General features: G+C 30.3%; 18 protein-coding genes. All 18 read right to left on the bottom strand.

The window, feature by feature from the left end:
* Window positions 1–96: 96 nt before the first annotated feature.
* The 18 genes from EQM05_RS06220 to EQM05_RS06140 all read right to left on the bottom strand — a co-directional run bounded on the left by EQM05_RS06220 (window position 97) and on the right by EQM05_RS06140 (window position 13,684).
* Complete coding sequence (locus EQM05_RS06220) at window positions 97–642, bottom strand: O-acetyl-ADP-ribose deacetylase (protein WP_128749229.1); 546 nt, start codon at window positions 640–642, stop codon at window positions 97–99.
* A gap of 236 nt (window positions 643–878) precedes the next feature.
* Window positions 879–1,445: a zeta toxin family protein gene (locus EQM05_RS06215; RefSeq protein WP_128749228.1), complete on the bottom strand. Its 567-nt coding sequence runs from the start codon at window positions 1,443–1,445 to the stop codon at window positions 879–881.
* Window positions 1,445–1,612, bottom strand: coding sequence for a hypothetical protein (locus EQM05_RS15720; RefSeq protein WP_164917222.1), 168 nt, complete (start codon window positions 1,610–1,612; stop codon window positions 1,445–1,447). The genes EQM05_RS06215 and EQM05_RS15720 overlap by 1 nt, the downstream gene beginning before the upstream one ends.
* Window positions 1,613–2,103: 491 nt before the next feature.
* Complete coding sequence (locus EQM05_RS16140) at window positions 2,104–3,357, bottom strand: transposase (protein WP_128748581.1); 1,254 nt, start codon at window positions 3,355–3,357, stop codon at window positions 2,104–2,106.
* 169 nt (window positions 3,358–3,526) lie between these two features.
* Window positions 3,527–4,888, bottom strand: coding sequence for an ISLre2 family transposase (locus EQM05_RS06205; protein WP_164917221.1), 1,362 nt, complete (start codon window positions 4,886–4,888; stop codon window positions 3,527–3,529).
* 126 nt (window positions 4,889–5,014) lie between these two features.
* Window positions 5,015–5,299 carry a hypothetical protein gene (locus tag EQM05_RS06200; protein WP_128749226.1) on the bottom strand — a complete coding sequence of 95 codons (285 nt, stop codon included), beginning with the start codon at window positions 5,297–5,299 and terminating at the stop codon, window positions 5,015–5,017.
* A 24-nt stretch (window positions 5,300–5,323) separates the two neighbouring features.
* A complete protein-coding gene (locus EQM05_RS06195) occupies window positions 5,324–5,755 on the bottom strand; it encodes a hypothetical protein (RefSeq protein ID WP_128749225.1) in 432 nt (143 codons plus the stop codon).
* A gap of 212 nt (window positions 5,756–5,967) precedes the next feature.
* On the bottom strand, window positions 5,968–6,432 hold the full coding sequence (locus EQM05_RS06190) for an NUDIX hydrolase (protein ID WP_128749224.1): 465 nt from the start codon (window positions 6,430–6,432) through the stop codon (window positions 5,968–5,970).
* Window positions 6,433–6,543: 111 nt separating this feature from the next.
* Window positions 6,544–7,044 (bottom strand): GNAT family N-acetyltransferase, encoded by a 501-nt coding sequence (locus EQM05_RS06185; protein WP_128749223.1) that lies wholly within the window; start codon window positions 7,042–7,044, stop codon window positions 6,544–6,546.
* A gap of 22 nt (window positions 7,045–7,066) precedes the next feature.
* A complete protein-coding gene (locus EQM05_RS06180; protein WP_128749222.1) occupies window positions 7,067–7,798 on the bottom strand; it encodes a hypothetical protein in 732 nt (243 codons plus the stop codon).
* A 61-nt stretch (window positions 7,799–7,859) separates the two neighbouring features.
* Window positions 7,860–8,177 carry a DUF6442 family protein gene (locus EQM05_RS06175; protein ID WP_128749221.1) on the bottom strand — a complete coding sequence of 106 codons (318 nt, stop codon included), beginning with the start codon at window positions 8,175–8,177 and terminating at the stop codon, window positions 7,860–7,862.
* Between the two features lie 61 nt (window positions 8,178–8,238).
* Entirely contained in the window at window positions 8,239–8,913 is a 675-nt protein-coding gene (locus EQM05_RS06170) for a class I SAM-dependent methyltransferase (protein WP_128749220.1), read from the bottom strand.
* Window positions 8,914–9,029: 116 nt separating this feature from the next.
* On the bottom strand, window positions 9,030–9,977 hold the full coding sequence (locus tag EQM05_RS06165) for a hypothetical protein (RefSeq protein WP_128749219.1): 948 nt from the start codon (window positions 9,975–9,977) through the stop codon (window positions 9,030–9,032).
* 113 nt (window positions 9,978–10,090) lie between these two features.
* A complete protein-coding gene (locus tag EQM05_RS06160; protein WP_128749218.1) occupies window positions 10,091–10,315 on the bottom strand; it encodes a hypothetical protein in 225 nt (74 codons plus the stop codon).
* A 252-nt stretch (window positions 10,316–10,567) separates the two neighbouring features.
* On the bottom strand, window positions 10,568–11,074 hold the full coding sequence (locus tag EQM05_RS06155; RefSeq protein WP_128749217.1) for an NUDIX hydrolase: 507 nt from the start codon (window positions 11,072–11,074) through the stop codon (window positions 10,568–10,570).
* 92 nt (window positions 11,075–11,166) lie between these two features.
* Window positions 11,167–11,403 (bottom strand): aminoglycoside adenylyltransferase domain-containing protein, encoded by a 237-nt coding sequence (locus EQM05_RS06150; protein WP_279222132.1) that lies wholly within the window; start codon window positions 11,401–11,403, stop codon window positions 11,167–11,169.
* A 137-nt stretch (window positions 11,404–11,540) separates the two neighbouring features.
* Complete coding sequence (locus tag EQM05_RS06145) at window positions 11,541–13,013, bottom strand: IS66 family transposase (protein ID WP_128748030.1); 1,473 nt, start codon at window positions 13,011–13,013, stop codon at window positions 11,541–11,543.
* 107 nt (window positions 13,014–13,120) lie between these two features.
* Window positions 13,121–13,684: a nucleotidyltransferase domain-containing protein gene (locus EQM05_RS06140; protein ID WP_128749215.1), complete on the bottom strand. Its 564-nt coding sequence runs from the start codon at window positions 13,682–13,684 to the stop codon at window positions 13,121–13,123.
* Window positions 13,685–13,720 lie beyond the last annotated feature (36 nt).

Below are 13,720 nucleotides of genomic sequence, written 5' to 3'. Positions count from 1 at the left end.
AAATTCCACAAATATATAAACATTATAAGTATAACATAGAAGCAGTTAAAATTATGACATTTTTATCTCTGCAATTCAATATTAATTATTATCATTTTACTTTATCATATCTGCATTATTTTTCAGCTGTAAATATAAATTATAATTATAATCATCAAAACATACAAATCTAACCTGTTCTATTTCTTTATAAATTTTCAGGCATTCAGCCACTGTACTGAAAGCTGTTTTTGCCGCCAGTCCCTTTGGATATCCATAAATTCCCGTGCTTATATTAGGAAATGCAATAGTTTTTATATTATTGTCAAAAGCCAGTTTCAAGCTGTTTCTATAAGCATTTGACAGCAGAGTTCCCTCATTGTTATTTCCTCCATGCCACACAGGGCCTACTGTATGAATAACATACTTTGCCTTAAGCTTTCCTCCTGTTGTAATAACCGCTTCTCCAGTGCTGAGCCTTCCTATTTTTCTTACAATAGCCATACATTGTTCAAGTATCTGACTGCCGCCAGCTGAATGAATTGCTCCATCTACTCCGCCTCCTCCCATGAGGCCGCTGTTTGCAGCATTTACAATAGCATCCGTACTTTCCTTAGTAATATCACCATTTATCACATAAATTTTATTAAAAGCCATTGTCAAAATTATTCACCTCCAATTAAGTTTTTATACCTTTTATTATTACTTGATTTAATAAATAAAAAATCTCCTTACCTAAAGATAAGAAGACATCATCCATCCATAATATTTAACTTCTTATCGCTGTTAGCAGAACCACCTTACTTTTCAGCAGGCTGGTATAGGGTCAATGAGCTAACTCTCTACCCTAACTCTTGATATTTAGTGACTTATATTAAATTTTATTATAATATTTGTGATTATTTTATTAATATATTATTTGTCCACATAGGTAAATTCCTATCTTTCCAAAACAAATTGCCTTTATTAATATAAATTACCTCTCTAAACTTTACAGTATTATCATATATATTTACCTCATCACACATTGATAAAGATTCATTTAAGTTTTTTAGTGAATCGTAAAATCTTCTATCAATAACATCTTCCTGTATACCATGACCACCTTTTCCTACTCTTAGTCTAACCCTGTATTTTGCAATTTCAGGACTATCCACACCAACATAGTTCATTACAACATAAAATCCATTGTTTTTCGCAAGTTTGATATTTTTAATAATACTTTTACCTGACAATGTAGTTTCTTGATTAAATGATATGCCTTCCTTAATATAGCTTTTAATTAGCATTACGGCTTCTCTAGCACATTTTATCTGTAAGTTATTATCTTGCCATGATCCTATTCTAGCTACCATCTCATCAGTATTTATTCTTTTTTCACACTTGTTATCATTATAATAAATTGATTGATATATTGATGTTTTACCAGCTCCATTAACACCTGCAAATATAGTATAAGTAGGCATTATTGTTTACCAATTATCCTTTCCTGCTCTCTTTGCAATACTATATTTGAAAGTGTCATATAAAAATCTCTTTCTTCTTTTGTTTTTGAATTCTTAAACAAATTTTTTAAGTCATTGTATGAATAATTCAAAAACATGTCATATAATATACTTTTTTTAACTGCCATATTGACCCCTCCAAATAAATAATATTTTATATTAATTATATACCATAAAATTTAAATTTGAAACATATGTTAATCTAAAGTCACAGTAAAAATTTATATGGCGCAGCCATTGGTTATTTAGTAATATTATACCTTTCTTGTTTTGGGTAAACTTGCCCGTTACTTTTTGGATTCATTTTCCATAATTACATAACTACAGTATTTCGGCAAAAAAATCAAAGGTCGATAGACCATTTAATATATAACTTGTTCTAGTCTTTTTCCCTTGTCCATATATTATACTGCTTTGCATACTTTCATTATACTTTCTAGCTTTTTTCTCAGAGATTTCGCATCTAAATTCCAGTAAAAGATTTACTTTTACTGGAATTGTATTTTATTGTACTTTCTTACATGGCTGGTAAATCAACAGACCGATATGTCGAAAAAATAGTTATAATTACCCTTACCCTAAGAAATTTTAATAATCGATTTCCAATTTTATTTTTATATTAAGTCTTTTTAAATATTGGATTATTCCAGTTGTCATCTATAGTAAATCTTTCATCTTTTATATCTTCAATAATATCTATTTGAAGCATCCGTTTCTTTCTAAAACCTCTGATACATCTAAAAAAATATAACTGCATCAGATTAAACGCTATAATTATAAACATCAGTACTGTCTCTACGCCCGTAGGGCTATGAAGAAAGCAATGATCTAAATGCCATTCTGTTTTAAGCTGATGAAAGGCATTATTTTCTATATCCCACCTCTTGTGCATTATCTTCCACAAGGTTTCTACTGAGGCAAATTTGTCTGTTGTTATAATCCAGCCTTCTTTAATTTCTACCTTATCTCCAGTATGAATTTCTTCTATAAACCTTATAAATCTAACTTTGATAGTCGGATCTGATATTTCAAAATTATCTTCATCCCAAGCTTTAATTTTGGTATAGTCTTTACTTCCCTGCTTTACAATCCATTTCTTATCAGCCTCACGGCGCTTAAATAGAGCTAATGCATCCTTTACAATGAGAAGACGCTCATCTTTAACTCTTACTACTGCATTCATTCCTATTGAAAGGACTTCTTTTATCCAAGTAGATTTACAATATAAAGCATCAGCTACTATAATATCGGCAAAATGGTGATATTTACGATATAATTTTTTTATTAATCTTATACCTCCGGTGATTTCACCTTCATCTTTATTCGAACTATCTTTCTTAGGTTCAAGCATTTCTTGTCCTAAAATAACATGGGGATCCGAACCTACGGTAGTACAAACTACAGATCTGTGGAAATGACGAGTAGTGCCATCCTTATTCTTTCGTGAAAGACATTTGTCACAAAATTTTTTAGCACTTTCAAATAATTCTACACCATCTACAGCAACTACCTTTAAGCCATCTATGGTACCATTTCTAAATATCTTATTTTTTATCGTAGTTCTAATTATACTATCATGAATATTTTTCAAACCATTCAAATCAAAATCACTTAAGCAGCGCCTAACGGCATCAATGTGAATCATTTTAGTGTTTTTAGGTAATACTTTTTTAAATTTACCTTTTTTAAGCCAATGCTCTAACCTGTTGAAACTTCTTATTTGAAGCATAAATCCAAACAAAACTACAAAGGTGATTGTTGAAATTTTTACTAGAGATTTTATCTTTTTATCCTCTAAGGTATTGATTTTTTCACCTATATCGTATACTTTATTAATATAGGTGAGCATTTGTTTTAAATAACTTTTATTCATCTTAAGGCATCCTTTCTATTGTGTTGTGCAAAACTATTATAAAAAGGATGCTTTTATTATGCAAATTTTTTTTATAATTTCCAGTAGAAATCGGATTTTACAATGTTTTTATTAAATACTAGCAAATCAATATAAATCAGCGGGCTGCGCCCTAAAACTTTTTTAGGTGCTAAACTTCTGCTTTTTTCTGTTCTTTTAGAAGAGCTTTAACCTCATTATTTATAGTTATTTTTGACTCGTTTAACTGCTCTTTGATAACTTTATTTATATTTATGAAGTCTACGACTTTGCTATTTCTCAATATATCTTTAAGTTTTGCTCTTAAATCGCCAGAATGCTTTAGACAAAGTATCTTACTCATATTATTAGCTCCTTGTATAGACCATGCTGTTCCATTATCTTTCATCCTTGAAGCTATAACATTTCTTATGCTGCTTTCCATGGTGCCTAATCCTTTATATTCGACTCCGTCAGGGGGCGCTGGCAAAACAATTTCTTTTCTATCCTCATATCTTGTGAGTGCATCAAAATTATTATTGTAGTAACTATATACTTCTTCTAATTCTTTTTTCCTCTTTTCATCCTCTTCTGAAGCTATAAATTCTTTAAGTTTTTCTAAAACTTTATCATATCTTTTTTTCCTTAGAAGCTTTTTTATTATTTTTCTAGATTCATCACTTTTTATCTTGCGACTTGCCTTCTGAAATATATGAAATAAATCTAGCTGATATATCTTTTGTATATTATTTTCCGTTTCTGCACTAATCCAAGAGGCTCCGTCACCGTTAAGAATAGTGTATTGAATTTTATCTTCGTTATAGATTTCAGCGATACCGCTATTAACTATGTTATCGAAGATCTCTCCTTCTTCATATCCTGAAAAGTATATAGTTCCTGTTGTTCGATAGCTACCGCTATCTTTAACCCAACCTTCATAAACCTTAGCTACTTTAATCTCCTGTTTGTGCTTCTTTCCCTGTATTCTCAAGTAGGCTCCGTCTTTTTCTTCAAAGAGTATATCTACTTCTTTTTTACCTTTAAGTTTTCCTTTTATATACTTTGCAACTCTTTCATTCTCAATCTTACGTATTAAATCACCTAAATAATCTACTTTATTCTTAATAGTTTGATGGCTTATTTTACTTAAAGTTGATTTCTCAATCTTAGCTGCACTTTTTCTATAAGAACTATCAACTGCACTATCAATCATTCTTTCAATAAGATTTTCACTAGTCCTTCCTACTAAATTTAAATCTAAGACTTTGTCCAAAAGAAAAACTCCCTTTTGAGCATACCTATCAATATAATATCTTCTACTAAAAGTTAAATCTCCCATTGTTGTTTGAATTGTTTTTTCTGTTTTAAATTTATACCTATATCTTTTCTTATCTCTACTTTCAGATAACACTTCGTCTAATTTTTCCAACATACTTTTAATAGCTGCTAAACCTGCTTCGCAGACTATCCCAAAAATTTCTTTCTCTATATCATTGAAATTCAACTTCAATTCGTCTAAAATTATATCATTCATATTAAAACTCCCTTCTATATTTGTTGTGGTAAATAAATTATATAAGGTCTTTAATATGAATAAAAGGCCTACCGGCATGGTATTTGCTGGTGGCCTTTCCTTATTTTTTGCCCAAAAATATTTTACTTACTCTAATTTAAATTTAGTGGCATTCCAATTCTGAAAGCCCTTCTTTATCCCGGTTTTATTAATCCTGCCAAGAACTTTGCCTTCTTTAAGTGTCAGTTTTGTTACCCAATCAATACTTGCTGCATTCATATAAACCGTATAATTCATAATAAAAATATCAGTATCTGGATTGGTTTTTAAAACACTTTGAGAAGAAGCATTATTTTTGGTGGTAGAAATACTACTTGGCTTGGTATTTGTATTTGAGCAGCCGACCAATAGATAGAGCAAAACAATAAGCATTATAATTGCTTTAGGCTTTTTTATTTATAATACTAATCCAGATATTTCAAGATTAAACTGAGACTGAGCTTGTATCAAAGATCTAATGCCTGCATTTGAAAACAACTGCTTTACCTTTTCTTCATTATTGCTTTTTATAACGAAATTATCATCAAACTCCTTATGGCCAATGTTTATATCTTCCATACCAAGCGCCTTACCAAGCCCGCTGAGGATTCCAGCTTTATATATTTTAAAATAAAAGTTATCAAGATTCACAAAGGGAGCTCTCATTCTTGTATAGGTTATTGACGATTTTCCTGTGGATGTTGTATAAGTATCCAATACAACAATCCAATTATATACGTGTGCTTCTGCTCTGTCTCCAGACCAAAAGCCATTGTTTACATAATCATCCTGAATTTCCTCAGCCAGCTGCTGCCAAATTTCTTTTTTGCTTGGTCCAAATATTCCCATAAGGTTTTCCTCTCTTAACATTATAATTTTTTATAAATAAAAGCCATAAACAATCCAGTCTCTTTCCAAATATTTTGTTATTTAGGTAAGAACCTTTTTAAGTAAGAAGTAAGAACTAATAGGTAGAATGTAAAAGTTTATACAAAATTCATCAAGACTGAATTTTCACCACAACTATCGCGTTTAGCTCTTATTTATTCATAAATTGTAATTTAGCATTGACTTATCCTTTTCTCAATCAACTTGTTTAGTGCTATCTTTATAGGTGGAGATATTTGTTTTGGTAATTCTTCAATATCAAAAAACTTTAATTGCTCAACTTCATCCTCTTGTCGTATTAATTCGCCATAATAATCTTTACATATAAAGACAATATCAACATTAGATACCTCGTCACCATTTGGATATATATAATGGGTATCTTCTCCAGAAAATACACCAAACAGTTCCAAACTATTTGCAGTCAACCCAGTTTCCTCAAATAATTCCCTTTTGGCAGCATCCTCAACCTTTTTGTCTAATTCAACTGAACCTCCTGCATACCCCCAGCAATGGTTATCGCCTCTTTTTTGCAATAGAATTCTTCCTTTATTATCTTCTACAATTACACTTACACCTACCTGTAATAAAGTTCGATGCCCTACAATAGACCTCAAATCCATTATATAATTTGACATTTGATAACTCTCCTTATACCCATTTCATTCTTCATTTTATTATATTCCCATCTCCAATATCCATAGTTATCTCTCATGCTTACTAATTCTTGCAAATCACAGTTACCCTACTTAATCTCTGGTTAATTCAAGCATATCATCTGAAATTCTTTTAAATCCTACTTTTTTAAAGGTTTTCTCTGCTGATACCCGTTCATTTGAAAATGTATCAAAAATTCTCTTTGCATTCAATTTGTGAAATCCTACATCAATCAGCAATCGTAATGCTTCCCCGCTATATCCATTACCCCTATATTTAGCTTCTATAATTATATTAACACAGTACCCATTTTCACTATCATCATAATGCAGAGCAACTTCACCAATAGGAATATTCTCACCGCTTTTAATAATATAAGCATAATATTTATCGGGTGTATTATTTACCCATCGGGAAAACCATTCTTTCCAATATTCTTTTCTAAAGTCAATACAACCTGTTTCATTATCATAATTCTCAAATCCTAATTCGTATCCCCTGTTATAGGCCATTGTATCAGGCTGTGCTAATATTTTTTGTCTATAACCAAGTTCTTCAAAAGAAGGAACATGTAAATAAAATCTCTCATCCATATAACTAACCACACCTTCAAATTTATTTTAAAAGATTTCTTTTTTCTAACTCATTCTTTATAATGCTAAAAATAGTATCATTAATTCCTATACTGTTAATATATTTAATAAATTTTGAATTAATAATTGATATTGGCGTTTTAAAAACCTCAATAAAACTTGACTGAAAATTATCTTCTTTTAGTGAAGAATAGAATGTTTTGAATTTATGTATTCCAAACGTTGAAATTAGATATTCTGTAAATTCTCCAGCAATAGGATAGGTAATCAAATCACTATACTTATAAAAGTTTTTATTAATTATCAATTCTTCAATGCTGATATACATATTATTATCGATAAAAAATTTCACCCAAGCATAATTAGGTATTTTTAATGATACCCTATCAAAAAACATTGCAAGACCTTCCCTCATAAATGTTTGAGGTGGAACTGCTATATTATATGAAATTATATGAGCATCCTCATGGAAACCTACACATTTCACATTATCATTATATACGGCATATATTTCATTTGGCTTTCTAGCAAAGCCATTACATGGTTCATTGTCTCCATACAATTCACCTACTTCTATAGGGGAATTACAAAGATAATATTTGATTTTAACTTCCATGTTTACATCTAAACAACTGCAAACAAAATCATAACAAGTTTCCTGCAAGTTTATTACCTTTTCTATTTCTTTTTCTGCAACAGAGCCCACATGATAATTAAATATATAATTATCACTTTCCTTTGTAAGCCACTCCATATTCAATTCCCCCTATATAAATTCCTATTATCCTACTCTTGTATATTAGAGGATATGCCCATTACCTAAGTGTGATTATTATATAGTTTGCAACTGAGAGAATAGATGCAATACTTCCAGCTATAGCAGATATAAGATACAGCTTTGTTTTTGCAAAACTATACTTTCCATATGATTCTCCAGCAATGAACGCCCAAAACAGAGAAGAAATAGCATCGAATGTAGCAATTTCCCCATAAAAAAAATTAAATATGACAAGAAATAGATATAAAATAGAAAAAGCGATAAACCCAATTTTTCTCCCTTGATTTTCAGCATGCTCCATTCCCTCATCCTGATGTATTTGTCTACTTTTTTCTAAAATTTCTTCTTTATTCATGGTTACCCCCTTTTAAATACATTAATTAGATGTACAGTTAGATTTTGATAATATGATATAACTATTTATTGTTGACTAAAAGAAAGATCCTATTATACTGCCTAAATTCTTCGAAAAAAATTTCTTTATATTCTTTAATAATAAAGAACTGTTTAATAATTTCTTCCCACTGAGATGTAGATAAATTTCTTAAATAAGTCCCTTCATTTTCAAGATAAAGGTTATTAGTTATCAGCTTTAATCCATATTCATCTAATTGCTCTTGTTTCAAATAAGGATTTAGCTTTATTAATATTTTCCCATTAGGAATTACAATTCTACTAATATTTCTGATAATACTAATAGTATCGCTAGGTATAACATTATCAATGATATTAGATAATATTGCACTATCAAATGAATTTTCCTCAATTTTCTCTAAAGACATTATTCCCCCACAAGAAAATTCTACCTTTCCTTCTAAATTATTTAATAGTGCTGTTTCTCTTCCTAACTCTACAGCTTTTTGTGAAATGTCAATTCCTACACACATACATGCATTTTCATAGTTTGCACATTTAAAAAGCATAGTTCCACTGCCACAGCCATAATCCAAAATGGTTTTTGATTCATTTGAAAGCCAACAAATTGCATCTTCTAAATCTTTATGTATTTTTAAAGATTCTATATGCTTCTTTGCTTTTTGTTTAGTAAATATATTATCCCAAAAGGCAATAGTATCATTATATGTGTTCATTTATCTCTATCCCCTTATAATCCATAAAATTTTACTGAAGTTCCACGTAGCAATAAAGTCGTAAGTTAATTTCTATTCTTCTCTATGCATTTATTTGGATCAAGTTTTATCAATTCCTATTTCCCACTTTGTATCTGTTTATATTGTGCTATCTCTATATCAGTATCATTAGTTAATTGAAAAAATTCTATCATATAATTGTTTCCATCTGTGCCTTTAAAATAAATTCTTTTTACAAACCCATCCTGCTGTGTTGGGTATCTCTCTTTGACCAAAGAGCACCAGTCGCCATATTTAATATCCACTACAGCTTCTGCCATATATCTCCATCCATGATAAGGTGCACATAGATAATTTTCACCATAAAATTGTAAATCTGATATTTTGTATTGTATTCCTTGTCTTATTACATATACATACCCATAATAGTAGGCAAAATAGGCTATATCCTTCTCAGAACCTTCTATTGCTTCAATTTCTACAAAATATTTCATGCTATTTGGATGCTTTTCATCTTCAGCAATTCTTTTCAGTTTTATTAAGTTTATATGAAGTATGTTTTCAAAGGATTTTAGATACTGATTATAATTCAGCTTTTTCTGATATGCAGAAGATAAAAAATTATATGCAACTGGATACGGCGCGCCTTGATAGCCTAATGTTCCACACCCAGCTTTCTTTCCCTTTTGAGGGTTGGCAGCCTGTCGTAAAATACTAAAATAATTAATAATTGTATCATCTGGAGTTTTTAATAAATAATCAGGTAAAACAATTCCGGAAAGCTCCTTTTTCCAAAATGAATTAAAGAAATTCATACTGAAGTCTCTATTATTAAGAACCGGTAACTTGGATGGGCGAAAATACTTTTCTGCATCAATTTCAACGCCAGCAGTCTTGCTTCCATCACTTTCAATAGGTTGTTTAGAAAACTGTCCACCCATAACCATTTTGGTAGTATATAAATGTCCAGGATACTTTTGTAAAAGCAGCAGCAATAGCAATATCACTGAAAGACCAATTAGAAACCTAATTACCCATTTTTTATTTAGAAATACAAATTTCAATGAACCACATCCTCATTCAATAAACCTTTATGTAAAGTATATTGAATAAAAGCAGAAAATAGACTTTATAGAGATATGAGCGTAGTTACTGTTATTTTTTTAAAGGTTCTTTTTTAATCATCTTTAGAGATTAATTCTTTAAATGCAGTAAAAATATAATACAAGCTGAAAATTACCACAGCGATTATTCCTATTGCTGATAAAAGCATAAATACACCATGAGATATAAACCAAGTAAAACCAGAAGTTTCAAATATTTCATCAGCCTTAAAAATTGTCATAAAAAATAATAAAAGGCCCCCTAAAATTCCGTATAATATATTTTTCTTCTTATTCATAACTTCCCCCCTTGAATACAAACTGTTTTTAACCATAAGTATGAAACAAAATATTATTACATATATTCTACATGTGCTCTCATATTCCTTTATTTGGATAAGATAAAATTAACGTTATTACTCAGTTTTGCAGGATAAGAAGGCTAAAATTAATCCCATTTCCCTGGAAATCTTAATTTCTGCAGTTTAGAAAATTTTTTAACACATTTCATATGTCACAATAAGAATGATGCGAATTAACTTGACTTCACATTAGCCTATAATTATTTCTGCAATGTTTCTTTTCCAATCTTTAATATACCTCTTATCAAATTCATTAATTTCATCAGGTAAAGTATCCCGATTAAAGAAAATATGCCTTAAGGTTTCATCTGTTTCTTGTAGAATCTTACCCTTATATTCAGTTGTTTTAAATATGATGCTTGTAACACAGCAAATATCATTATTGGGATAAACAATTATTCTATCTTCGCCAGAATATATCCCAAAAAGGTATAAATTTTCTACTTCAATACCTACTTCTTCAAATACTTCCCTTTTAGCAGCATCAATGTATTTCTCTCCTATCTCCATAGCACCCCCAGGAAGGCCCCACTTCCCATTATCTTTCCTTTGTTGCAATAAAATTTCACCCTTTGAATTTTCAATTATAACCCCACAAGCAGTAGTCATCAGAGGATCATGTCCTATATTCTTTCTCATCTCCCGTATATAGCTTTCTTTATATGGTTTAATTATTTCCTTTATTTCTTCTTTCATATTCTCACCTTCATACAGTTTTAGTTCACAATTTCATACTGATGCAACGCTTTATTTGAAGATTGCGAAATAAATTATCCTTGTAATTATTCTTATAATCCTATGTTGTTTTTCATATATTTACAGTATTCCACTGCAAGTGAAGCATTCGGTATCATATTTTGGTCCGAGGTATAGCACACAAGTGCTTCTTTTATTAACCCCTGATATTTCCTATGAATATTTTTTAGACCCCATTCTCCACCTTCCTTTTTAGAAAGTACCAGTCCATCTTGCACATATGCCAAAACTCTACATAAGTTCAAAATAATATAAGTAGCATTATCTATTGTAACTATTCAGTTACCCTAAAAAGTATATAAAAAAGCACCTTACTTTCAAATTCTTATGCATCTGACAGTAAGGTGTTAATATTAATTTTAGGTTCACCAAAAAGAGGTACTTCGTTCCTTTTTAAGCGGAGCTTTTACGTCAAAGTTGGATCAAATTGATTCACTGTAAATGTTGATTTTATGCAATCCAAGGCATTTTTGCCTTGTTTTCTTACAGTAGATACATATCCACGGATTCTAGTAAAAGCGTTAGCTCCAGCAGAACTTCTAAAGGTGCCTGAAATCTTTTGCTTAACTTTAGCCATACGTAAATCACGTTCTGCTAAGTTATTATCAAAAGGTATATCAAAGTCATACATGAAAGCAAGTATTTGTTCCTTATAGCCATTTAATCTATTGAGTAAATTAAGACTGGCACTTTTCTTTACCTTCTTTTTAGAATATAATTCAATGTTTTTAGCATAGTCTTCGTCAATGCCAGCTTTAAGTATTTTATCATACTTAGATTCAAAATCCTGAATTTTATCTAAAGGTAAAGCATTTTGTTTGTTATTAGCTAAATCTACTTCTTTTTTTATATCTAACAATAGATTTTTCATTGGCTTTGCCCAGTTTTGACCTTGTAATTCAGTTATACCATTAAGTTCTCTTAATATATGAGCATTACATAGAGCATGATTGCAGTTAGTATACTTAAAATAAGTTTTAAAACCATCATGGACTGCCGTCCCAGTAAAGTTTGGAAGTATTGTAATATCATCAATAGCCTTTTTACCACGCTTTTCATGGCATTCATAATATGTAAGATTTTTATTAGAAGCAACATGAAGCCACTGGCGTTTTTTATCTATATAAATACCAGTTTCATCAAAATGAACTGCTCCTGTAGATGAGGTAAGGCTATTTCTAATCCTATTTGTTATAGCTTGTAAATTATCATGACAGTCTTGATTGAAGGTTACCATACTACCTTGACTTAAATGATGGTTAAATAAATCCTCAATGAGTTCAACAGCACGTTTATACGGAATCAACTGATATTGAGTTAAGTAAACAGCTATCGCTTTTAGGCGTTCTCCATATTGAACTGTATTCTTTATTTCTTCTGGGAAAGCAGCTGTATTTTTACTTTTACAATGAGGACATATTTTAACTTCTGCTCTATGCTCTACAATTTTAACTTTTACATCTGGTATATCTATAATTTGACGAACAATATATCTTTCAGGAGGTACATCCTTTAGGGATGCTCCGCATTCAGTACAGAATTCAACATTGTGAATTTCAATTTCATCAGGAGTATCATGTAAACACAATGTTGTTCCCTCATGACCCCTTTGACCGCCAGGTTTTTTACCTGATTTTGTTCTTAAACTTTTAGTCTTCTTTTTAAAGCCATCTGACGATGGAGGTTTACTGCTATTACTACTGTTTTTGTTGACTTGGCTTTCTAATGATTTTACACGCTCGTTTAGAGCCTTATTCTCTTTAGAAAGTGTTTCTACTTGAGATTGTAGTTCTTTAATTTGATTTGATAATTCTTTAATAACACCTATAACCTGAGATACACCTTGATTGTAAATCTCGATGATTTGGCCTTCACTCACGATGTGTCACCACCTTATCATTAGTTTTTGCAAGACAGGCTTTATGATACCAAAAAATAATGATAAATGGAAGGCTTTTTTTCAATAAATTAATAATAACAGTAAATTTAAATTATTTTAATAGCTGAATAGTTACTATCTATTACTTCATCTTCTGAGTTTATAATATCATTCTTAATGCTATCCAAATATGTTTCTGATGGTATATCTCCAAAAACATTACTAATTTCTTTTCCATATAATACAATGCCCCGATTCTTAATAATAACAAAATGAGCTGCTAAATCACGGTCAATTCCATTCATTTTTTTAACATATTCAATAGGATTGCTCTTATACCAAGTTAAGTGCATATTTGAAAAATGTAAATCAAACGGTGTTGGATAAACAAAGTTTTTACAATGCTTACTTCTGACTACACTCATTTCTATTCCTTTGGATGGTGCATTATCATTCAAAGCCACAATAACATCCATAAACATTTTCTTTTGTAGGTTCGTAATTTCATTTTCTACTACAACTAAGATATCTATATCACTTTTTGTAGGATTAAAACATCTCATAGCCATTGACCCATGTAGATATATCCCTACAAGATTATTCTCAAAAATATGACAACTATACCCAACCATTTTATCTAATAATTCTTGAATTTCCATTGTATCACCCATTTAAAATATAATAATCTTTAATTTGCCACTTCTAAC

This window comes from Clostridium sp. JN-9 (genome assembly GCF_004103695.1).
Classification (GTDB): Bacteria; Bacillota; Clostridia; order Clostridiales; family Clostridiaceae; genus JN-9.
The sequence above is the reverse complement of the archived record's forward strand: the minus strand, read 5'-3'. Positions and strand labels throughout refer to the sequence as shown.